Source organism: Janthinobacterium sp. JF4, from assembly GCF_059617925.1.
This window is the reverse complement of the sequence record NZ_JCAQAV010000040.1, coordinates 29910-52235: the sequence shown is the minus strand read 5'-3', so window position 1 is coordinate 52235 and position 22326 is coordinate 29910. Positions and strand designations below refer to the sequence as shown.

General features: G+C 62.7%; 16 protein-coding genes. 12 read left to right on the top strand and 4 right to left on the bottom strand.

What is annotated here, in order from left to right:
* Positions 1-152: 152 nt before the first annotated feature.
* Complete coding sequence (locus tag AC54AF_RS22445) at positions 153-2384, bottom strand: NADP-dependent isocitrate dehydrogenase (protein WP_496638315.1); 2232 nt, start codon at positions 2382-2384, stop codon at positions 153-155.
* A 365-nt stretch (positions 2385-2749) separates the two neighbouring features.
* Between AC54AF_RS22445 and AC54AF_RS22440 the strand changes: the two genes are divergently transcribed.
* Positions 2750-4903 (top strand): TonB-dependent receptor, encoded by a 2154-nt coding sequence (locus AC54AF_RS22440; protein ID WP_496638314.1) that lies wholly within the window; start codon positions 2750-2752, stop codon positions 4901-4903.
* Positions 4904-5136: 233 nt separating this feature from the next.
* Here the strand turns inward: AC54AF_RS22440 and AC54AF_RS22435 are convergent, their stop codons facing one another.
* Entirely contained in the window at positions 5137-5412 is a 276-nt protein-coding gene (locus AC54AF_RS22435) for a hypothetical protein (RefSeq protein WP_496638313.1), read from the bottom strand.
* Between AC54AF_RS22435 and vioA the strand changes: the two genes are divergently transcribed.
* The 9 genes from vioA (at position 5387) to AC54AF_RS22390 (ending at position 17021) form a co-directional block, all read left to right on the top strand.
* Positions 5387-6694: a flavin-dependent violacein biosynthesis tryptophan-2 monooxygenase VioA gene (gene vioA / locus AC54AF_RS22430; RefSeq protein WP_496638312.1), complete on the top strand. Its 1308-nt coding sequence runs from the start codon at positions 5387-5389 to the stop codon at positions 6692-6694. The two genes, AC54AF_RS22435 and vioA, sit on opposite strands and share 26 nt — an antisense overlap.
* Positions 6691-9705 carry an iminophenyl-pyruvate dimer synthase VioB gene (gene vioB, locus AC54AF_RS22425; RefSeq protein ID WP_496638311.1) on the top strand — a complete coding sequence of 1005 codons (3015 nt, stop codon included), beginning with the start codon at positions 6691-6693 and terminating at the stop codon, positions 9703-9705. The genes vioA and vioB overlap by 4 nt, the downstream gene beginning before the upstream one ends.
* Position 9706: 1 nt before the next feature.
* Entirely contained in the window at positions 9707-10996 is a 1290-nt protein-coding gene (gene vioC, locus AC54AF_RS22420; protein ID WP_496638310.1) for an NADP-dependent violacein biosynthesis oxygenase VioC, read from the top strand.
* Positions 10996-12114, top strand: coding sequence for a flavin-dependent violacein biosynthesis monooxygenase VioD (gene vioD, locus AC54AF_RS22415; RefSeq protein WP_496638309.1), 1119 nt, complete (start codon positions 10996-10998; stop codon positions 12112-12114). The genes vioC and vioD overlap by 1 nt, the downstream gene beginning before the upstream one ends.
* Before the next feature lie 9 nt (positions 12115-12123).
* Positions 12124-12705, top strand: a complete 582-nt coding sequence (gene vioE / locus AC54AF_RS22410) for a violacein biosynthesis enzyme VioE (RefSeq protein ID WP_496638308.1) — start codon at positions 12124-12126, stop codon at positions 12703-12705.
* 36 nt (positions 12706-12741) lie between these two features.
* Positions 12742-13905, top strand: a complete 1164-nt coding sequence (locus AC54AF_RS22405; RefSeq protein WP_496638307.1) for an MFS transporter — start codon at positions 12742-12744, stop codon at positions 13903-13905.
* A gap of 243 nt (positions 13906-14148) precedes the next feature.
* Entirely contained in the window at positions 14149-15171 is a 1023-nt protein-coding gene (locus AC54AF_RS22400) for a helix-turn-helix domain-containing protein (protein ID WP_496638306.1), read from the top strand.
* Between the two features lie 136 nt (positions 15172-15307).
* Positions 15308-16660 (top strand): Vps62-related protein, encoded by a 1353-nt coding sequence (locus AC54AF_RS22395; protein WP_496638305.1) that lies wholly within the window; start codon positions 15308-15310, stop codon positions 16658-16660.
* A 73-nt stretch (positions 16661-16733) separates the two neighbouring features.
* A complete protein-coding gene (locus tag AC54AF_RS22390; RefSeq protein WP_496638304.1) occupies positions 16734-17021 on the top strand; it encodes a hypothetical protein in 288 nt (95 codons plus the stop codon).
* Between the two features lie 58 nt (positions 17022-17079).
* Here AC54AF_RS22390 and yddG read toward each other — a convergent pair whose 3' ends face one another.
* The gene (gene yddG, locus AC54AF_RS22385; RefSeq protein WP_496638303.1) at positions 17080-17991 is read right to left on the bottom strand and encodes an aromatic amino acid DMT transporter YddG; all 912 of its coding nucleotides are present in this window, start codon (positions 17989-17991) and stop codon (positions 17080-17082) included.
* Positions 17992-18127: 136 nt separating this feature from the next.
* Between yddG and AC54AF_RS22380 the strand changes: the two genes are divergently transcribed.
* Both AC54AF_RS22380 and AC54AF_RS22375 read left to right on the top strand, forming a co-directional pair.
* Positions 18128-19600, top strand: a complete 1473-nt coding sequence (locus tag AC54AF_RS22380) for a hypothetical protein (RefSeq protein ID WP_496638302.1) — start codon at positions 18128-18130, stop codon at positions 19598-19600.
* A 121-nt stretch (positions 19601-19721) separates the two neighbouring features.
* Entirely contained in the window at positions 19722-20837 is a 1116-nt protein-coding gene (locus tag AC54AF_RS22375; protein WP_496638301.1) for an AraC-like ligand-binding domain-containing protein, read from the top strand.
* A gap of 61 nt (positions 20838-20898) precedes the next feature.
* Here AC54AF_RS22375 and AC54AF_RS22370 read toward each other — a convergent pair whose 3' ends face one another.
* Positions 20899-22254 (bottom strand): jacalin-like lectin, encoded by a 1356-nt coding sequence (locus tag AC54AF_RS22370; protein ID WP_496638300.1) that lies wholly within the window; start codon positions 22252-22254, stop codon positions 20899-20901.
* Between the last annotated feature and the right edge of the window lie 72 nt (positions 22255-22326).

Here is a 22326-nt window from a genome sequence, read left to right as displayed (position 1 = left end):
AGTATGCAGAGTCAGACAGCACTGCCAAGAGAAGATTCCGGCATTTCCCCTATTTTCCGAGGACAGAGCCAATGAAAAACGCCGCCGGAATCGCTTCCGGCGGCGTTGTTTTTTGTCAGGCAGCAAAGAACTTACTGCCTGTCAGGACTGCATCAGATGGTGTCCAGCACGGCATTCAGGCTGGCGCTAGGACGCATGACCGCTTCCGTCTTCGCCGGATCTGGCAGGTAGTAGCCGCCGATATCCGTTTCCTTGCCTTGTACTGCTTTCAGCTCGGCGACGATCTTTTCTTCGTTCTCGGCCAGGGCCTTGGCCAATGGCGCGAAATGCGCTGCCAGTTCCGCATCGTCCTTCTGCGTGGCCAGAGCTTGCGCCCAGTACATGGCCAGGTAGAAATGGCTGCCGCGGTTGTCGAGTTCGCCGGTGCGTGGCGATGGCGACTTGTTGTTGTCCAGCAGCTTGCCGGTGGCTTCATCGAGGGTTTTCGCGAGGATTTTGGCCTTCGCATTGCCCGTCTTGATGCCCATGTCTTCCAGCGACACGGCCAGGGCCAGGAACTCGCCCAGCGAATCCCAGCGCAGGTGGTTTTCTTCCACCAGTTGCTTGACGTGCTTCGGCGCCGAACCGCCGGCGCCCGTCTCGTACATGCCGCCACCGGCCATCAATGGCACGATCGACAGCATCTTGGCGGACGTGCCCAGTTCCAGGATCGGGAACAGATCGGTCAGGTAGTCGCGCAGGATGTTGCCGGTCACCGAGATGGTGTCCAGGCCGCGGAAGGCGCGTTCCAGCGTGTAGCGCATGGCGCGCGTCTGCGACATGATCTGGATGTCCAGGCCCTTGGTGTCGTGCTCCTTCAGGTAAACCTGTACCTTCTTGATGACTTCGTTCTCGTGCGGACGGTAGGAATCGAGCCAGAACACGGCAGGCATGCCCGAGTTGCGCGCGCGCGTGACGGCCAGCTTGACCCAGTCGCGGATCGGCGCGTCCTTGACCTGGCACATGCGCCAGATGTCGCCCTCTTCCACCGTTTGCGTCAGCAGCACTTCACCCGTTTCCAGGTCGGTGATGTTGGCGATGCCGCCTTCCGGCACTTCGAACGTCTTGTCGTGCGAACCGTATTCTTCCGCTTGCTGCGCCATCAGGCCCACGTTCGGCACGGTGCCCATGGTCTTCGGATCGAAGTTGCCATGCCATTTGCAAAAGCCGATCATTTCCTGGTAGATGCGCGCGAAAGTCGATTCCGGCATGACTGCCTTGACGTCTTTCGGACGGCCATCGGCGCCCCACATCTTGCCGCCGATACGGATCATGGCTGGCATCGACGCATCGACGATGATGTCGTTCGGCGAATGGAAATTGGTGATGCCCTTGGCCGAATCGACCATGGCCAGTTCCGGACGATTCGCGTGGCAGGCGTGCAGGTCCTTGAGGATCTCATCCTTTTGCGACGCCGGCAGGGTGTCGATCTTGTCGTACAGGTTGCTCATGCCATTGTTGACATTCACGCCCAGCTTGTCGAACAGTTCAGCGTGCTTGGCGAACGCGTCCTTGTAGAAAATGCGCACGCAGTGGCCGAACACGATCGGGTGCGAGACCTTCATCATGGTCGCCTTGACGTGCAGCGAGAACATCACGCCCGTCTTGAAGGCGTCGTCGATTTCCTTCTCGTAGAACTCCAGCAGCGCTTTCTTGCTCATGAACATGCTGTCGATGATTTCACCGGCTTGCAGGGAAACCTTCGGTTTCAGCACGATGGTCTTGCCCGAGGCCGTGACCAGTTCCATCTTGACATCGCGCGCCTTTTCCAGGGTCAGCGATTTTTCGCCATGGTAGAAGTCGCCATGGTGCATGTGCGAGACGTGGGTTTGCGACGACTGGCTCCACTCGCCCATCGAATGCGGGTGCTTGCGCGCATACTCTTTGACGGCCTTCGGCGCGCGGCGGTCGGAATTGCCTTCGCGCAAGACCGGGTTGACCGAGCTGCCGATGCACTTGCCGTAGCGGGCCTTCAAGGCCTTCTCTTCGTCCGTCTTCGCATCTTCCGGGTAATCCGGCAGCTTGTAGCCACGGCCTTGCAATTCGCGCACGCAGGCGATCAACTGGCCTTGCGAGGCGCTGATGTTCGGCAGCTTGATGATGTTGGTGTCCGGATTCTGGGTCAATTTGCCCAGTTCAGCCAGGGTGTTCGGGACTTTTTGCGCGTCCGTCAGGAATTCGGGAAATTCAGCCAGTACACGCGACGCCACCGAAATATCGCTGGCGACCACGTCCACGCCAGCCGGCGCGGTGAATTTTTTGATGATTGGCAGCAGGGAATACGTCGCGAGCAGCGGCGCCTCGTCAGTCAGCGTGTAGATGATTTTGGATTTTTGTGTTGCCATGTTCATTCCCTTGTATGCGGTGATGCCTGGTGGTTAACTTTCTTCATTCCAAACACAGGACGGTTAGCCTTGCTTTGGACGGCTAGTGTGCCGGCGGTGACGCCGTGCTTGCCCACCGCGTATTTTAGACTGTCCTGCCGCTGTTTGTGTATCCGATGGCGACGAATCTTATATAAGACAGCAAATATCCGGATCTGAAGGCCCAGGATGGCCATTTTCCGCGCTGAAATGCCCTCCAGGCACGCGCGCGGCATGTACGCGGCCGTGGCGGCAATGACTATGCCAACCATTATAAATCGTAATGATTCTCATTTATAATAGCCCGTGTGCAATTCCTCCCTATCAACTTTATACGCCTGCCCCTGATGCCCATTCCAGATTCCCGACTCGTCCACCCCCACCTCACCACCCGGCTGATCGTCGCCGGCCTGCTCGTCGCCAGCGTGACGCCGCAGGCGATCGCCCAGGCGGCGGCCGATGCATCCGCCCCGCTCGCCACCGTGCTGGTCAACGGACAGGCCGAAGCGGACGCCGGCGGGCAGATCGCCAAAAGCGCGCGCGCCGGCATGCTGGGCGAAAAAGACTTGCTCGACACGCCGTTCAGCGTCACCAGCTACACCAGCCAGCGCATGCTGGACCAGCAGGCGCTGACCCTGGCCGAGGTGCTGGGCGGCGACCCGTCCACGCGCTTCACGGGCCAGATCGGCGGCGTCACGGATTCCTTCTTCATCCGCGGCTTTCCCCTCAACGAGGGCAATCTGAGCGAAGTGGCGTTTGACGGCGTGTATGGCGTCTCGCCCAACTACCACCTGTTCACGGAATACCTGCAGAGCGTGGAAGTGCTCAAGGGACCGGCCGCCTTGCTGTACGGCATGTCGCCGAACGGCGGCGTGGGCGGCGTCGTCAACGCCGTGCCGAAACGCTCGCTGCCGCGCGACCTGACGCGCCTGAGCGTCGATTACGGCACGGGCTCGCAGGCTGGCGCGGCCATCGACGTCAGCCGCCGCTTCGGCGAGGAAAGGCGTTTCGGCGTGCGCTTCAATGGCTTGCACCGCCAGGGCAAGACGCCGCTCGACCACCAGACGTCGCGCGCGGAAGTGGCGGCCGTCGCCCTCGATTACCAGGGACAGCGGCTGCGCGCCTCGCTCGACGTGATCGAGCAATACCAGTGGATCGACGCGCCCACGCGCCCCTTCCTCGTGGCCGCGCGCCTGCCGGTGCCGCAAGCGCCCGATGGCCGCCGCAACATCGCCCAGTCCTGGGGCTGGTGGAAGTCCAACGACCTGGCCACCCTGGGCAAGGTCGAATACGACCTGAACGACAACGTCACGGTGTTTGCCGACGTGGGCGGCACGCGCTCCGACGTGTCGCGCTATTCGGACCAGACGCCGAGCATTACCAGCGCGGCCGGCGACATGACGGTCACGCCCATGAACTGGAAATTCCGCGTGCGGCGCGCCAGTGCGGACACGGGCGTGCGCGCGCGCTTTCGCACGGGCGGCGTCGGGCATGCGCTGGTCGTGATGGGCAATGTCTACCAGGACGAATTTGGCAGCGTGAGCAATTCCGGCAAGCTGATCGCCTCGAATATCTACCACCCTGTCGCCGTGGCCGACCCCGGCATTGCCGCGCCGGCCCGCGCGCCGAAGCTGTCCGCCTCCACGCTGTCCAGCCTGGCCGTGGCCGATACCCTGGACATGCTGGACCAGCGCGTGCAGCTGACTCTGGGCGTGCGCCGCCAGCTGGTCGAAGCGAAAAACTACCATGCGACGACCGGCGCGCAGACCACGCACTACAAGCAGGGCGCCCTGACGCCGCTGGCCGGCATCGTCGTCAAGCCATTGCGCCACGTGTCGCTGTACGCGAACTATATCGAGGGCTTGAGCAAGGGCGATATCGCGCCGAACATCGCCGACAACGCAGGCCAGGTGTTTGCGCCCTACAGGAGCAAGCAGTATGAAGTGGGCACGAAGGCCGATTTCGGCGTGGTGCTGGCGACCCTGGCCGTGTTCCAGGTGAGCAAACCCAGCGGCCAGCTGTATGGCAAGGTGTACAGCATGGACAGCGAGCAGCGCAACCGCGGCCTGGAGCTGAACCTGTCGGGCGCCGCCAGCAAGGCCGTGCGCCTGCTGGCCGGCATCACCTTGCTCGACGGCCGCCTGGTGAGGACCAACAACGCCGCCACCATGGGCAAGCGCCCCGTGGGCGTGCCCACCTCCATGGCCAACCTGGGGGGCGAATGGGATGTGCCGTACTGGCCGGGCCTGACGGCCACGGGCGCCGTCAGCTACACCGGCAGGCAGTATGTGGACCAGACGAATCTGCAGTCGGTGCCGTCATGGACCAAGGTGGACCTGGGCTTGCGCTACCGCACGACCCTCGCCGGCAAGGCAACGACCTTGCGCGCCGGCCTGATGAACGCGTTCGACCGCCATTACTGGGCCGGCGTGGCCTCGTATGGCACCGTCTCGCAATCGGCGCCCCGCAGCGTGCAACTGTCGGCCGCCGTGGATTTCTGACGGGCGCCGGCAGTAAAGTAAAAAGCAGACCAAGCCAGCGCCGATGGCGCCAGGATCCATTGCAGGTCCCGGCGCCATCGGCAAACGGCGACACTCGCGCAGCGGCTGGCGAAGCCGCACCGCACCGCATTCCAGACCGCCCTGCCCCTGCCCGGCGCACTGCCGCCGCCATCCCGCCTGCCTCGCCGCGTCGACAAGGACGCAACGCCGAACGACAACTACATTGATATTTATCAAATTGACTGCCCGACGCCTGGGCTACTGTCGGTGCCATCTTTGATTTGAAACAGAAACTCTGCTGCCAAGAATCGACCATTCCAGACACAACGCCAGTTCTCGCCAGGCTCTTCATTTCCCAGCCGATAGCGCTCGCCAAGTGCGGTAACACCCTGCGTTCCCCCTCCCTTGCCTGCACGTGCTGGGGAAGCTTTTGCTAGCGATTTTGCAGCTTTTTGATTAATGAACGTTAAAAAGGAATTTCGTATGAGCACGTATTCTGACATTTGCATCGTTGGCGCCGGCATAGGAGGCTTGACTTGCGCCAACCGCCTGATCGACGCCGCCGCCAACAGGCACCTGCGCATCCGGGTCTTCGACCTGAATGCCACCGTAGGCGGCCGCATCCAGTCGCGAAAAATAGATGGCGAGGAAATCGCCGAACTCGGCGCCGCACGCTACTCGCCGCAGCTGCATCCGCATTTCCAGCAACTGATGCAGGGCAGCGGACTGCCGCATGCCGTCTACCCATTCACCGAGGTCATCTCCCACGACAGCATGCTGGACGAGCTGAAGGCAACGCTGGATGGCCTGAGCCCGATGCTGAAAGAGCATCCGAACGACTCCTTCCTCGAGTTCGTCTGCCATTACCTGGGCGCCGCCAAGGCCACCCACATCATCAAGGCGACCGGCTATGACGCCCTGCTGCTGCCGATGGTGTCGGCTGCCATGGCCTACGACATCATCAAGAAGCACCCGGAAACGCAGCACTTTACGGAAAACGCCGCCAACCAGTGGCGCTATGCCACCGACGGCTACCACGAGTTGCTATGCCAGTTGCAGCACCAGGCCCAGGCCGCCGGGGTGGAATTCCGGCTCGAACACCGCTTGCTGTCCGTTGAAAAATCCGGCGCCGAGCATGTGCTCGCCTTCAGCCACCACGGCGACACGCAGATGCACCGCACGCGCCATCTGGTGATGACCATCCCGCCGTCCGCCATGCCGCGCCTGAACCTGGACTTCCCCGCCGCCTGGAGTCCGTTCCAATACGACTCGCTGCCGCTGTTCAAGGGATTCTTCACCTTCGACACGGCCTGGTGGGACGCGCTGGGGCTGACCGACAAGGTGCTGATGGCGGCCAACCCCCTGCGCAAGATCTACTTCAAGAGCGACAAGTATGTGCTGTTCTACACCGACAGCAAAAGCGCCACCTACTGGCGCGACAGCCTGGAACTCGGTGAAGACGTGTACCTGGAGCGTGTCCGCAGCCACCTGGAAGAAGTCCTGCCGCTCGATGGCCAGCCGCTGCCGCAGATCAAGGCGCACTTCCACAAGTTCTGGCCGCATGGCGTCGAGTTTTGCGTGGAGGCGGAAGCCGAGCACCCTGCCGTCCTGCTGCACCGGGACGGCATCATCTCCTGCTCGGATGCCTATACCGCGCATTGCGGCTGGATGGAAGGCAGCCTGATCAGCGCCAAGCAAGCCAGCGGCCTGTTGCTGCAGCGGCTAGATCAACGGGAGGACGTCGCTGCCGCGAACGATACCTTCATCACTTCCTCGACCGAGCGCGCATGAGCCTACTTGACTTCCCCCGCCTGCATTTTCGGGGTTTTGCCCGCGCCAATGTGCCGACCGGGAATCGCAATACGCACGGCAACATCGATATCGCCACGAATGCGGTATCGATGGCGGGCGCAGCTGTCGACCTGAGCCGGCCGCCAGCGGAATTCCATGCGCACCTGAAACAGCTTGCCCCCCGCTTCAACGCCAAGGGCAAGCCCGATCCGGACGGCATCTTCAGCCAGGCGGCAGGCTATAATTTTGGCGGGAACAATCATTTCTCGTGGGAAAACGCGCGGATCACGGGCGTCCAGCTGCGCGATGGCGAGGTCGATACGCAGGACCCGCTGGTGGGCGCCAAGCTGGGCCTGTGGGGCCACTACAACGAGTATCTGCGCACGACGTTCAACCGCGCCAGGTGGATCGACAACAACCCGGCCCAGCCCGACACCACGCTGATCTACGCCGGCCAGTTCACCTTGAGCGACAAACTGGCCACGCCCAACACGCCCACCTTGTTCACGGCCGACATCGCGCAGCCGCACTCGGTGCGCTGGCTCGGCAGCGGCCATATCACGGAACGCAGCGGACATTTCCTGGACGAGGAATTCGGCCGCGCCAGGCTGTTCCAGTTTTCCGTGGCCAAGCACGACCCGCATTTCCTGTTCAATGCGGACCTGCCGCTGCCGGCCAGCATGCGTGCCTTGCAGCAAGCCCTGGACGACGACGAGGTGCTGGGCCTGACGGTGCAGTATTGCCTGTTCAACATGTCGACGCCGCAAAAACCCGACTCGCCCGTGTTCTACGACCTGGCCGGCAGCATCGGCCTGTGGCGGCGCGACGAGCTGGCCACCTATCCGGCCGGCCGCCTGCTGCAGCCGCGCCAGGCCAGCCTGGGGCCGGTGCTGGTGAAACTGCATGCGGACCGCGTCGCGTTCAACATGCCGACCGCCATCCCCTTCACCGCGCGCGACGCGGGCGCCGTCTCGGAACAGCATCCCACGCATGCCCTGGGCGGCAAGCAGGCGCTGGGCGACCTGCTGCTGCACGACGGCGCCGGCACCGTGCTGGCGCGGATTCCCGAGCAGCTGTACCGCGACTACTGGCGCCATCACGGCGTCTTCGACGTGCCGCTGCAACATGCCCCCGCCGCAGGTTCGCTCAGCCTGGGCAGCGCGCAGGCGCAGTGGGACGAAGCCGACTGGGTGCTGCAATCGGACAGCAACCAGCTGTACCTGGAAGCGCCGAACCGGAACAAGCACGAGGTATTTCCGCAGACCATCACCGTGCAAAGCCGCTTCCGCGGCGAGCTGGCGCCCCCCCCATCCTTGGCGGCGCAAGCGGAAGACGGCGCGCTGCTGGCCGTGGAGCAGCAACCGTCGCCGCTCGGGCACGGCTACACGGCGCTGACGCTGACGGGGTGCAAGCCGGGCGCGACCCGCATCGTGCTGGGGGCTGGCAAGGATAAACAATACCTCGGCGTGCGCGTGCTGCCCGACGACTGGGACCTCGACGACGTACCGGCCGAACAGGTCGACTACGCCTTCCTCTACCGGCATGTGATGAGCTATTACGAGCTCGTGTATCCCTTCATGTCGGACAAGGTCTTCAGCCTGGCCGACCAGTGCAAGTGCGAAACGTATGCACGCCTGATGTGGCAGATGTGCGATCCGCAGAACCGCGACAAGAGCTACTACATGCCCAGCACCCGCGAATTGTCGCTGCCGAAGTCGCGCCTGTTCCTGAAATACCTGACCCAGGTCGAGGCAAAGGCCAAGGCGGCGCTGCCGGAATCGGCCGCGCCGCATGCCATCGGCGGCAAGGCGGAGTTGATCGACGAGCTGAAAAAGGCCATCGACCTGGAACTGTCGCTCATGCTGCAATACCTGTATGCCGCCTATTCCATTCCCAATTATGCGCAGGGGGCGGCGCTGGTGCAGGCCGGCCGCTGGCTGCCGGCTGAGCTGGAACTGGCCTGCGGCGCCGAAGACCGGCGCCGCAACAGCGGCACGCGCGGCGCGCTGCTGGAAATCGCCCATGAAGAAATGATTCACTACTTATTAGTGAACAATGTGTTGATGGCGCTTGGCGAACCGTTTTACGGCGGCACCCCGCTGCTGGGCCAGCAGGCGCGCCAGCGTTTCGGCCTGGACACGGAATTTGCGTTCGAGCCATTTTCCGAACACGTGCTGGCCCGCTTCGTGCGTTTCGAATGGCCCGACTACATTCCCACGCCGGGCAAATCGATTGCCACCTTCTATATCGCGATCCGCCAGGCCCTGGCCGAGCTGCCCGGCCTGTTCGAAAGCGGCGGCGGCAAGCGCGGCGGCGAACATCATTTGTTCCTGAAAGAACTGACCAACCGCGCCTATCCAGGCTACCAGCTGGAAGTGTCCGACCGCGACAGCGCGCTGTTCGCCATCGACTTCGTCACGGAACAGGGCGAAGGCGTGGCCGTCGATTCGCCGCATTTCGCCTCCTCGCACTTCCAGCGGCTGCGCGCCATCGCCGGCAAGTTTGCGGCCTGCGGCAAGCCGTTCGAGCCGGCGCTACCGGCATTGAAGAATCCGGTGCTGGAAGCGCGCGCGGACTGCAGCGTGGTGACCGACCAGAAGGCACGCGCGCTGATGCAGCTGTATCAAGGCTGCTACGAACTGACCTTCCTCATGATGGCGCACCATTTCGCGCAGCAGCCGCTGGGCAGCCTGCGCCGCTCGCGCCTGATGAACGCCGCCATCGACATCATGACCGGCCTGTTGCGCCCCCTGTCGGCCGCCTTGATGAACATGCCGTCCGGCTTGCCCGGCCGCCATGCGGGACCGCCCGTGCCCGAGCCGGTCAGCAGCCAGGTCAGCAGCGACTACAGCCTGGGCTGCGCCATGCTGGCGCAGAAATGCCTGGCGCTGGCGCAGTACGCGCGCGGCCTTGAGAGCGATGCCATCGGCATGGCGCCGATAGAAATGTTGGAGTTTTTTAATCAGCAACTTACCGATTTATCTCGGGGAAAGATGTCAAGAGAGGCCTGAAATGCACAAAATCATTATCGTCGGCGGAGGCTTGGCAGGTAGCCTCAGCGCCATTTATCTGGCGCAACGGGGACACGATGTCCACGTGGTCGAAAAACGCGGCGATCCGCTGCAGAAAGCTTCCGCAACCGCCGATCCGGTCAACTCGCGCGCCATCGGCGTCACCATGACCGTGCGCGGCGTCAAGGCAGTGCTGGACGCAGGCATCAGCAGGCAGGAGCTGGAGCGGTGCGGCGAACGCATCCTTGGCATGGCGTTTTCCGTCGGCGGCACATTCAAGGTGCGCGAACTGGAGCAGCGCGAAGGCCTGTTCCCGCTGTCGCTGGACAGGTCCGCCTTCCAGCGCCTGTTAAACACCTACGCCGCCAGGCACGAAGTGAAATACTACTTCGAGCATAAATGCCTGGATGTCGACCTGGAACGAAAAGTCGTGCTGATCCAGGGCCCGGACGGCGCCCTGCAGCACCTGCATGGCGACCTGATCATCGGCGCCGACGGCGCCCATTCCGCCGTGCGGCGCGCCATGCAGAGCGGCATGCGGCGCTTTGAGTTCAAGCAGAGCTTCTTCCGCCATGGCTACAAGACCCTCGTGCTGCCAAATGCGGAGGGCCTGGGTTTCAGGAAGGATTTGCTGTATTTCTTCGGCATGGCTTCAAAGGGCCAGTTTGCCGGCCGCGCCGCCACCATTCCAGACGGCAGCGTCAGCTTCGTCATTTGCCTGCCCTACTCCGGCACGCCCAGCCTGAACACGCTGAACCGGGAAACCATGGCGGCCTTCTTCGACCGCTACTACGACAAGCTGCCGGCGGCCAGCCGGCAAGAGATGGTGAACCAGTTCATCGCCCTGCCCAGCAACGACCTCATCAATGTCCGCTCCAGTACCTTCCATTACAAGGGCAATGTCCTGCTGATCGGCGATGCGGCGCATGCCACCGCCCCCTTCCTCGGACAGGGCATGAACATGGCGCTGGAAGACACCTATATCTTCGTCACTCTGCTGGAAAAGCACGGCAACGCGCTGGCTCCCGCCCTGGCCGAATTCACGCTGCAGCGCAAGGTACAGGCGGACGCCATGCAGGATATGGCGATCGCCAACTATGAAGCGCTGAGCAATCCGAATCTGATTTTCTTCCTGCAGACGCGCTACAACCGCTTTATGCACCAAAAATTCCCCCGTTTTTATCCACCCGACATGGCGGATAAATTGTTCTTTACATCGATTCCTTACGATGAATTGCAGCAAATCCAGAAGAAACAAAACGTTTGGTACAAACTTGGAAGGGTAAATTAATGAACATTCTCGTCATCGGCGCAGGCCCCGCAGGACTGCTCTTTGCCAGTCAGATGAAACAGGCTCAACCCGGCTGGAATATCAGCATTACGGAAAAAAACACTGCGGAAGAAGTACTCGGCTGGGGCGTGGTACTGCCGGGACGGCCGCCGCGCCATCCCGCCAATCCCCTGTCCTACCTGGAGCAGCCGGAACGGCTCAATCCGCAGTTCCTGGGAGAATTCAAGCTCGTGCATCATGACCAGCCCAACCTGATGAGCACCGGCGTTACCCTGTGCGGCGTCGGACGCCAGGCCCTGGTGCAAGCCCTGCGCGCCAAGTGCGTGGCTGCCGGTATCGCGATCCGCTACGAAACGCCGCCGGCGGACAAAGCGCAACTGGAAGCCGAGTACGACCTGGTGGTGGTCTCGAATGGCGTCAATTACAAATCGCTGGACTTGCCGCCCGCGCTGGCGCCGCACATCGATTTCGGCCGCAACAAATACATCTGGTACGGCACGACCCAGCTGTTCGACCAGATGAACCTGGTGTTCCGCAGCAATGAGCACGGTATTTTTATCGGCCACGCCTATAAATACTCGGACACGATGAGCACCTTTATCGTCGAATGCAGCGAAGAGACGTATGCCAAGGCCGGACTGGAGGCGCTGTCCGAGCGCGATGCCGCCGCGACGATCGCCAGAACGTTCAAGGCCGAACTCGGCGAGCATGGACTGCAGAGCCAGCCGGGCCAGGGCTGGCGCAACTTCATGACCCTCAGCCACGACCGGGCCTGCGACGGCAAGTTCGTCCTGCTCGGCGATGCGCTGCAATCGGGGCATTTTTCCATCGGCCATGGCACTACCATGGCAGTGGTGGCCGCCCTGCTGCTGGTCAAAATCCTCCATACCGAAACCGGCACGGCCGCCGCCCTGGACAGCTTCAATGCCCGCGCCGTGCCCCTGGTGCAATTGTTCAAGGAGCACGCCAACAGCAGCCGCCTGTGGTTTGAAAGCGTGGGCGAGCGTATCGAACTGAGCAATGCAGAGCTGACCGCCAGCTTCGACGCCCGCCGCAAGGACTTGCCGTCGCTGCAGGAAGCGCTGATGGCCAGCCTTGGCTACGCGCTGGGCCGCTAGGGAGCTGCCATGCCGACACACCTCGCCCCGCCGCTGCTGCCGCTGCAATGGAGCAGCGCCTATATCTCCTACTGGACGCCGATGCAGGAGGACGACCAGGTCACGTCCGGCTATTGCTGGTTCGACTATGCACGCAACATCTGCCGCATCGATGGCCTGTTCAATCCCTGGCCGGAAAAGGAACACGGACACCTGCTGTGGATGTCGGAAATCGGCGACGCCAGACGCGAACAAAGCCGCAAGCAGAAAGTGGCCTACGCAAGGCAGGCGGAGGCGGCTGGCGAGCAGCTGCAGGGCACGGCGCTGGCCGATGAGGTGACGCCGTTCCATGCGCTGTTCCTGCCGCAGGCGGTGCTGCTGGACGGCGGTGCCCGTCACGACGGCCGCCACAGCGTGCTGGGCCGGGAGGCGGATGCCTGGGTAGTCGAGCGGACGGGCAAGCCGCCATCGGTCTTTTACCTGGAGGCCGGTGGCAACCGCCTGCTGCGCATGGTCACCGGCAATGACCCGCAGCACCTTTCGGTACGCGACTTTCCCAACCTGCTTGTCGGCGACATTCCGGACAGCGTCTTTACGTCTTGCAACACCTGACAGGTGTTTTCGTCATTACTTTCGAAGGATATTGCTATGCCGCTGGTTGTTTACATTCTGGGGTTGACGATCTTTTCGTTGACGACATCCGAATTCATGGTGGCGGGCATGATGCCGTCGCTGGCCCTGACCATGGACGAACCGGTAACACGGATCGGCTATCTGATCTCGCTCTACGCCATGGGCATGGTCATCGGCGGTCCGCTGAGCACCATCGTCCTGCTCAAGCTGCGCGTGCCGAACAAGAAGGGACTGCTGTGGCTGCTGGGCTTTTATGTCCTTGCCCAATCCGTTGCCGCCTCGGCCACCAGCTATGACATCCTGGCCATCGCGCGGGTGGTCACGGGCGTGGCCGCCGCCACCTGCTTTGGCCTGTCCCTGGCGATCTGTGCCGACATCGTCGCTCCCAACGCGCGCGGACGGGCCGCCGCCGTCGTGATCGGCGGTCTCATGCTCGCTTCGGTGGTGGGCGTGCCGGTCGCCACGCTCATCGACCAGCACCTGGGATGGCGCGCCAGCTTCTGGCTGGTGGTGCTGCTGGCGCTATTGTGCGTGGCGCTCATCACCGTGCTGGTGCCGCGCGCCAAGCCGTCCGAAGTCGTCAGCCTCGGCAATGAACTGGGGGAGTTCCGCAACCGCCACCTATGGGCAGCGTATGCCAGCAGCGGCCTCATCATCGGTGCGATTTTCGCGGCTTTCAGCTACTTCGCGGCCATCCTGACGGAAATTACAGGATTTCAAGCTTCCGACATCCCCTGGCTGCTGGGCGCCTACGGCGTCGCCAACGTGGTGGGCAATGGCGTGGTCGGCCGCTATGCGGACCGCTACACCACCGTCATCATGCTCTGGGGCATGGTCATCCTGAGCGTCAGCCTGGCGCTGTTCGCCGTCTTTGCGCACGACAAAACCATCAGCGTCGCCTTGCTGGTCGTCACGGGCCTGGTCGGCATGTCGATGAATCCCGCCATCATCGCCCGCGTGATGAAGACCGCCCATCCGGGGCCGCTGGTCAACACCGTCCATACCTCCGTCATCAACATCGGCCTGGGCGCCGGTTCCTGGCTCGGCGGCCTCGGCATCGCCGCCGGCTACGGCTTGCGCTCCCCGCTGTGGGTCGGTGTCGCGCTGGCAATACTTGGCCTCATCAGCTTGCTGCCGTACATCGGGCACAGGTCGCGCGATTCGGTGTTGTCGCATTAGCGTCCAACGGGCGGCTGGCATTGCCAACCGCCCGTTAGCCCAGCCACGATGCGGAGCGCCTTGCTTCCGTCGCCGGAGGTTGCTGCGTCATCGTTTCGTTCTTGACCGGACGAGAACCTGTCTTGACGGCCGCGCCCAACCCCGGCAAGATCATGCCGCTGGCTTCCCGCAGACAGACAAGGTGCCGGCAACAGCTACCCTCTAGCACCGGAGCGACCATTGAACCAGGAATATTCCACGGCGATGCGCGACCTACTCGCCGCGCGCGACACCCGGCATGCCCGCACGCCACCCGTCAGCGGGCTGACGCGGCAGCACTTCAGCGTCGCCGGCGAACACAAGGAACTGCAGCTGCTGGCCTGGCGCGATTATCTGGGCCGGTTTCTCGACCTGCAGGTACGGCGCCAGCAGTTGGACAATGGATTTCACGCAGAACTCGACACTTACCTGCTGCCGGACATGGCGTATCTGGATAGCCGTACGGATGCGGTTACCCAGCTACGCAGCAATCAGCGCATCTCCACCGACAGCATGCGCGATTTCGTCTTTCACATCGCCGTGCAGGGCATCATCGAGACCAGCACGGCGCGCGCCAGCGCAAAAGCACTGCAATACACGCCAGGCATACTGGCCCTGGACATGAACCAGCCGATGAGCATGGCGCGGCCGACGCGGGCGCATGTACTGGCCTTCTTCCTGCCCCGTGCCGCGGTCGGCGCGCACCTGCCCGATGCCGAAGCCATTCACGGGCGCATCGTCGGCTACACCACGCCGCTGACGCGCATGCTGCTGGGTTACCTGAAGATCCTGTGCCAGCGCCTGCCCTCGCTGCCGGCAGACCAGCAAGAGCAGACGATACGCACCTGCGCCCGCCTGATCATTGCCGCATTTGCCAAGCAGCAGCGCCTGGAAGAGCATGGGCGCGCTGCCGCCCGGGCCGCGCTGCAGGGACAGATCGAACATTATATCCAGGCGAATCTGCACGAGGAACATTTGACGCCGGACGGCGTGATGCGGGCATTCCCCGTCGCCCGCTCGACCATCTACCGCCTGTTTGAATCCCAGGGGGGCCTGGCCGCCTACATCCGCCATTGCCGCCTGCGCGACGCGGCACGTGAACTGACCACCATGCGCCATCTTGCCGTGACGCAAATCGGGCTGGGACTGGGATTCAACAGCGCCTCCGATTTCTCACGCGCATTCAGCCGCGCGTATGGCATGTCGCCGCGCGATTACCGTGAACAGTTCGGGAACAGTCCGGAATGATCTTTCCTCAGAATAATATTTTGAAAAAGTGAAACAGGGTGTCAAGTCGGCGTGAACCGGGGATGGAAAATCAAGATTCCTACACGCCCGCAACAGTTGCGGGACCGGTTCCTACTCTCGACGGAGTTCAGCACCCATGCTTAACGACAACAACGATGCCAGCGACGCCACCCTCGCTTTGGCGCCATACAATGAAAAGGCGAACGCCGCCATCGTCAAGGCAGTACGCGCCAGGGACTGGACAAGGACGGCGGTGCGCCATGGTGAAATTTGCCTGACTTTAGGCAAGCCGGAGGAGTTCAGCGAAGTCTGGAGCCAACTGGACCTGAGCACGTTCCCCCCCGACCTGAATAACATGCCGTGGATCGGCCTTTACCATTTCACGGGCAGCGGACAGCGCGATGCGAATTGCCTGCCTGTCGGCGATATCGCGGTGTCCACCAGACTGGCTCCGCCGTATCAGCCGCCCCGGGCGTCGCCCATGTTTTACCTGTCACCGTGCCCGGAAGCGCCACCGTCCCCGCTGGGTCCTGCATTGGCGCATCCGACGGGGTTCCGTTTTCTGGTCAATGACAGAGGCTCCAAAAATCCCAGGGACATCAGCTACTGGCAGCCCATTGCGCCGGATGGCTATTACGCGCTTGGCATCTGCTTCAACGCCAGGGAGCCCGACCGAAGCAATTACTGGTGCGTGAGAAAAGACCTGTGTATTGCCGTCGACAAGATACGGGTATGGCAAGAGCACGGATGGCATGGCAACGGCAGCGTGGACGCGCCCAAGGCGCAGCCGGACAAATGGAAGGACATTCCGGATGGATACGTCCTGTTGTCGCCGCTGGCCTATACCTATGACAGCTTGCCGGCATTTTACCTGCGTCTGCCCATGGCCTGCCTCGACGTGGAATCATTTGATTTTCCCGCCCCACAACAGCCGAAGCTGGACCCGGCAATTGTGGTCAATCACAAGCTGAAGGCCGGCTTGAGCCCTGTCGTGATCGTCCCGTTTACCGCCATCCCCGGTGATGCCAGCAACGTACCCGACCAGCCTTACACGTCGCCCTTCTACTTCATCGCCGCCCAGCCTTACTATTTTTGCTACAACGTTCTATCGCCTACCGGGGGCGGCACCACGACGACAACCTACCGCGTCGGCGTGACGAAAGAGGAATCCACGACCTTCGAGCGGTCGACGTCGATCACCACGAATGTCGAGGTCGGCGCAGTATTCGAAGGTCCCAGCGCATCGGCGTCCCTCTCCATGACCAACACGTTTTCATTAACGCAGCTGAGCGGCCGCACGGAAGAGACCAGCATCGAATACTCGGAGCAGCTGATCTTCAAGGAAACAGCCCGTGTGTGGCAATGGCAATTACTGACCGATCTGGTGGTAACGCGCTCGGATGGGACACAGATCAGGCCCATCGCCTACAGGAATCAGGACCGGACCAACATTCCCCCGCCGGACAAGGCAAGTCCCCAGAAGCCATGAAAAATTAAATCGCCATTCTTTCCCCGCAGTACGACAGTGTGTTTGACTTTTCTCACCCAACCAGGAGGTTTATATGAAACTGCAACGTCTGTTTTGCCTTGTCGCTTTGGTCTCGGCCGTTTCCATGGCGAGTGCCGCCAAGCAGGACAAGGAATTACCGAAGGCAAATGCGGCGGCCAGCCCGGCCACCGCCAAGGCAGAGAAGGACGCCGCCGCGGACGAGAACGTCTTGGCCCCTTGCTGGTCGGCGCGGCAATGCAGCGGCAAATCCAGACCCAATTCCACGCTGGAAGCGTGCAAGCGGGGCAGCTTCGGCAAGTCGTGGGGACCAGCTCCTGGCCCAGGTTGCAGGACTTTCTGATGGCGATACCTTGATCCTGCACGCACCGCCTGGCGGGTTGCGCGGCGGCGTGTTTCGGCTAGTGCTGGCTGATGACCGGCCTGGCACGCCCCGCCCGCGTCGCCAGCCAGCACAGGATGGCGCCGCCGCACACCATCGCCGAGCCTTGCCAGAAGGTCAGTGACAGCGGCGTGCGCAGCAGCAGCGACGACAGCGCGGCGGACAGCACGGGGATGAAATAGGAGGCGCCGGCCAGGATCGTGACGTTGCCGTGCAAAATGCCCACGTTCCAGGCGCCGTAGCCAAAGCCCATGGCGCCGGCGGCCAGCAGCAGGTAGATGACGGCCTCGGAAGTCAACGCCATGTGGCCGCCGCCTTGCAGCAGGTATTTGATCCACAAGCTGATGGAAACGAGGATAAAGAACAGGGTCACGCCATTCTTGCCCTGCGCGATGCGCGCCGTCACGGTGCAATATGCGGCCCAGATCAGCGCGCCGGCAAACGCCAGGCCATAGCTGAGCGGGTTGCCGCGCACGTTGGCCACGGTGCCGGCCAGGTCGAAGCCCTGTTCGCCGCCCAGCACCCAGCAGATGCCGGCGACGGACAGCAGGAAACCCGGCACGATGAGAAAATTGCTCTTCTGCCCATTGAACATGATGGCCGCGACGATGGTGAAGGTTGGCCACAGGTAATTCACCATGCCCACCTCGATGGCCTGGCGCGCCGTGCCGGCATAGCCTATCGACAGCGCCAGGCACAGTTCATAGGTGACGAACAGCAGGCTGCCCCAGACCAGATAGCGGCGTGGAAATTCGCTCGGCCTCGTGTAGCCCACGGACAGCAGCAGGAACACCGACGCCACGCTGTACATCATCGCCGCCCCGCCCGTGGGGCCCAGCAGGTCGGTAACGCTGCGGATCAGCCCGATAATCGAGCTCCACAGCAGAATGGCGCCCAGCCCGGTCAGGGTGGCCTTGTTGGTATTTTTCATGTGCATGTCATTCAGGTGATGCAATCAAACGCCCGGTGTCGTTCGCGAGGGCAATCCGCGGTGACAATTGTTGAGATTCCATCAATTATTTGCGGATACTATGTCTTTCAATAACCAAACTTAAACAGGTGCATTCATGTCCGTTCCCCAGTTAGTGTCCGCCAGCCTCGCCGTATTGCTCTGCGCCACCGCAGCCGCCGGCACGCCAGCCTACCAGCCCTTCCCCAAGGGTTATGGCTATCTGGAACCGGCAGAAACCCGCGCGCTGCAGACGGCCGTAAAGACAGGCGACAACGCCGTCGTGCGCGCGCACGGCTGGCGTTTGTGGGCCGGCATCATGCAACCGGCCGCTGGCCTGGACTGGCCAGTCTGGTACACCTGGCCCAACGGTACTGACGCGTTTGCCGACACCGCGGCATTGACCGACACTGCGGCAACCAACACGGCGGGCGCGAAGCCATCCAAGCGCCGCATGGGCCGCCTGGGCGCAAGCACCTTGACTCCCGTCAACCTGAAAAATACGCCAAGCTACCCGATTCCGGAACAGGTCATCAAGGCCTATCCGCGCACCATCACGTACACAACGGATGGCAAAGTCAGCGGCATCCTCGATGGCATCCACTTCGCGTTCAACGGCGATATCATGATCGCGACGGAATCGCTGAGCAAAGAGGCGCTCGAGTTCATCCGCGATCCCAAACAACCGGTCTACAAGAAAAGCACCCTGGACGCCCTGTACAGCAAGGACGACCCTGCCAAGCGCGTGCATAACCTGAATGCGCCAGCCAGCTATGTCGTGACCAAACACATGTACTGGCCAGTGAAAGCCAAGGGCCTGACCGCCTTGCCCGTGTGGCACGACGACTTCAGCGCCAAATATACCGGTTATGCGGGCTACGAACAGTGGCATACCGCCGTTGCCATCGACCCGGACGGCAAGCAAGCCGGCCAGATGGCGAAGGTCAGCTACCTGCATGGCGTGTACAAGCACGGCGGCACCACGCCATGGCCAAGGATCACCAAACTGGCCAAGGTATACGGCTTGCAGGACTTCTACCACCACAAGGTAAGCGACGCCGACTGGGCCAGTTTCGACGATGCCGACAAGGCCATCATCAACGCCGCCAGCTACTGGCTGAACGGCCAGCCATTCGGCGCAGGCGACTACCTGGTCACCGTCGCCATGCACATCAATACCAAGGAAATTCCCAGCTGGGGCCTGCAAAGCGTGTGGTGGTCGGACCGCCCCGACAGCATGCCATACGCCGCCAACCGCCCGGCCGACATCCAGGCCACGGGGCCATGGAAACACTATCTGCTGACGGAAGCCTACGGCATCCCGGAAAAAGGCAATCCGGCTCTGCTCCCTGTCGCCACCAACCCATACATCGAACTGGTGACGCACCCCGTCGGCACCAGCTGCTACACCTGCCACGCCAACGCGGGCTGGCCCAGCAGCTTTAAAGCCATGACACCGGGCGTGGCCAGCTATCAAAATCCACAATGCCCGAACCTGCGCGCCTCGCTCAACCCCAGGAGCTCCTGCCTGGCACCGTTCACCCTCACGGATTTCCAATGGATCATCCCGGATCGGGCGGTGGGCAACTAAGCTGGACTTTATCCATTCAAACTGCGTAACAGACGGTCTCCGTCAGGCGCTCGAATAATGCGCGGGTAATGAGATGGTCACCCTCCACCCTATCATTCGCAGCCATTTCTGATTGATAATAATGCAAAATACCTCATCGGAATTCATTTCGTGCCTCCCGATGAAAGCATCAACCGACGCGCCCATCCCGCGCATAGTGATGGATACCGAGGGCTTGCCGCCCGCCCGCGCCACCGCCGTCTGGCGCGAGCAGATCGGCGTGATGTTCGACTCGCAGCCATTGTCCAGCGGGCGCGAGGACCCTCGCTATCGCGTGGAGGCCTGTCATCTGGGCGCGCTGGCGGTGGGCATGGCCAGCATGACGCCGCAGCGCTTCCAGCGTCCCGCCAGCCGGGTCTGGCGCGATGGCCTAGACCACTATCTGCTGCAGTTTTACACCCACGGCAGTTGCCGCAGCCTGACCGGCCGCCAGCCGCCCGGCACCAGCCCCGGCGACCTGTGGGTGACGGACCTGGGCCAGCCGCTGTCCACCGAGATCAACACGGCCACCAATCTCACGCTGGTGGCGCCGCGTGCCCTGCTGGCGTCCATGCTCCACGAGCCGGACGGCCAGCATCAGCGGGTGCTCGATGGCCGCCTGCCGCTGGTGACGCTGCTGCGCGAGCATCTTAAGACGATCCTGCAAACCTCGGGCCAGATGCGCGCTTCGCATGCGGCGGCGATCACCCCCACCATCCTGGCTCTGGCGGCGGCGGCGCTCAATGGCGCGCCGGCCGAGGCACAGTGTCCGGCGTCGGCGGCCGGGATCAAGCTGGTCCTGCTGCGCCACATCGATCAGAACCTGCACGACAGCCAGCTGTCGCCGGCCCGGCTGGCGGCGCATGCCGGACTGTCGCTGCGCACGCTGCAGTATCTGTTCGAGGCCGACGGCGGCGCCGCCCGCTACATTCAGCGCCGCCGATTGCAGAAGGCGCGCCAGCTATTGTGCTCCCCCGGCCCGTGGCACACGGGACTCGCGTCCGATGCGCCCCTGCCCCCCGACGCGCGGCTCAGCATCGCCGCCGTGGCGCGCACGGTCGGCTTTACCTATCCTGAGAGCTTCAGCCGCGCCTTCACCCGCGCCTACGGAATCAGCGCCCGCGGCGCGCGCGCCTTCGCACTGGCGAATCGCGGCGGCACAGCGTCGCCGGCCTGGTCGCCCGACCGCTGGGATGAATGGATCCAGCGGCTGGCGTGACGCGCGGCGCGCACCGCCTGCGTCATGGGCCGAGTGATGCCGCTGGGGGGGCGCGGTGCAGTCAGTCGGCGAAGATCACGCCGAACTGGTCCACAAACTTCGTGTAGCGTCCCGCGAAGCCCAGCAGCTTGCGGCCGCCCAGCTTGATGGCTGGACGTTCGGTGCCGCCATTACCGCCAAAATCGACCGTCTGCTTGTTGGTCACCACGCGGATATGGTCGACGTACAGTTCCGAGCGTAGCACCAGCGATTGGATCGTCTCGTCGGCGGCGAACTCGATCGACTTTTTCTCGCCGCCGACGCCACCGATCGTATAGCCGCCGAACATCGGACCGCTGACCAGGGCGCCGTCCTGGTTCAGCCAGTGCAGCTGGATGGCGTCGATGTAAGCGCCCTGCCAGACGTCGAGCCGCACCAGGCGCTGCATGTCGGACAGGTTGATCAGGAATGGAATGCCGCCGCTGCCGCCATAGACCACGGTGTGATGGGTTTGCAGCGCATGCTGCACGCCCAGCGCGTCGATCACGCCACCAGCGCGGCCCAGCAGGCCGATCACCGGTCCCTGAGCGTCATCGCCGCCACCGAGCGTGGTCTCACGGTCGCCGCCAGCGCCACCAAAGCGGTCCGACACACGGCTATTGGTCTTGAACTGCACGCTGTCCACCACCACGCCAGCCTTGACCTTGACGCTGGCGATGTATTCGCCCGGATGCAACGTGAACTGATGCAGTTGGCCGCCACCGCCGCCGAACTTGCGTCCGCTGACGCGCTTGTCCGCATACGGCGAGCCCGGTTTGCCGCGCCAATGCATCTGGATCGCATCGACCACGTTGCCGGTCCAGATATCCACGCGATCCACTTCCCACTGACTGGCCACGCTCTGCGGGAAATCACGGAATGCCCAATCCGTGGTCTGGTGGTGGTCCAGCACGTCGCGGAACAGCGTGCCGCCCTTACCACCGAACTCGATGGAGGAATGCAGCTCCGGCTGGATGACCCACTTCAGGAAGGCGATCAGCGCGGCAAGCCCCAGCGCGAGAAGGCCAAAGATCGCCGAGCAAACGGCGAAGAACAAGGCCGGCGCGACCGTTGCGGAGAAGATCGCGGCCAGCACGCCGGCAACCACCGAAGCGATGCCCAGGTAGGTGCTCAAGGCGATGCCCACGTCTTCAAGAATTTCCTTGGTGTAGGCGTCATCCTTCTGATCTGGCAGCGGAATCTCGATGCCCGGGGGCGCCGCTACGCCATGCTTGTGCACCGCCACCCGCATCAGGGACGACCACGCCTGCTCGGGCAGGGCCCCAAGTTTGGACAGCTGCGCGTTGCTGACGCCGGTTCCTGTTATGCGATCGACAAAGTCCAGTGCCGACAAAGGGTTGCTGAAGAATTGCTCTTGTGTTGCAAGGGCGGTAGACATCTGAATCTCCTGATTTTGGATGGTTGTTGTCGAACGGTGATACAGCGTCGCATCCTATAGCGAAATACCAAT

Bases quoted from the DNA above. Each gene is read 5' to 3' on its own strand.
- AC54AF_RS22445 (WP_496638315.1), bottom strand. From the start codon at position 2,384: ATGGCAACACAAAAATCCAAAATCATCTACACGCTGACTGACGAGGCG.
- AC54AF_RS22440 (WP_496638314.1), top strand. From the start codon at position 2,750: ATGCCCATTCCAGATTCCCGACTCGTCCACCCCCACCTCACCACCCGG.
- vioA (WP_496638312.1), top strand. From the start codon at position 5,387: ATGAGCACGTATTCTGACATTTGCATCGTTGGCGCCGGCATAGGAGGC.
- AC54AF_RS22435 (WP_496638313.1), bottom strand. From the start codon at position 5,412: ATGCAAATGTCAGAATACGTGCTCATACGAAATTCCTTTTTAACGTTC.
- vioB (WP_496638311.1), top strand. From the start codon at position 6,691: ATGAGCCTACTTGACTTCCCCCGCCTGCATTTTCGGGGTTTTGCCCGC.
- vioC (WP_496638310.1), top strand. From the start codon at position 9,707: ATGCACAAAATCATTATCGTCGGCGGAGGCTTGGCAGGTAGCCTCAGC.
- vioD (WP_496638309.1), top strand. From the start codon at position 10,996: ATGAACATTCTCGTCATCGGCGCAGGCCCCGCAGGACTGCTCTTTGCC.
- vioE (WP_496638308.1), top strand. From the start codon at position 12,124: ATGCCGACACACCTCGCCCCGCCGCTGCTGCCGCTGCAATGGAGCAGC.
- AC54AF_RS22405 (WP_496638307.1), top strand. From the start codon at position 12,742: ATGCCGCTGGTTGTTTACATTCTGGGGTTGACGATCTTTTCGTTGACG.
- AC54AF_RS22400 (WP_496638306.1), top strand. From the start codon at position 14,149: ATGCGCGACCTACTCGCCGCGCGCGACACCCGGCATGCCCGCACGCCA.
- AC54AF_RS22395 (WP_496638305.1), top strand. From the start codon at position 15,308: ATGCTTAACGACAACAACGATGCCAGCGACGCCACCCTCGCTTTGGCG.
- AC54AF_RS22390 (WP_496638304.1), top strand. From the start codon at position 16,734: ATGAAACTGCAACGTCTGTTTTGCCTTGTCGCTTTGGTCTCGGCCGTT.
- yddG (WP_496638303.1), bottom strand. From the start codon at position 17,991: ATGAAAAATACCAACAAGGCCACCCTGACCGGGCTGGGCGCCATTCTG.
- AC54AF_RS22380 (WP_496638302.1), top strand. From the start codon at position 18,128: ATGTCCGTTCCCCAGTTAGTGTCCGCCAGCCTCGCCGTATTGCTCTGC.
- AC54AF_RS22375 (WP_496638301.1), top strand. From the start codon at position 19,722: ATGCAAAATACCTCATCGGAATTCATTTCGTGCCTCCCGATGAAAGCA.
- AC54AF_RS22370 (WP_496638300.1), bottom strand. From the start codon at position 22,254: ATGTCTACCGCCCTTGCAACACAAGAGCAATTCTTCAGCAACCCTTTG.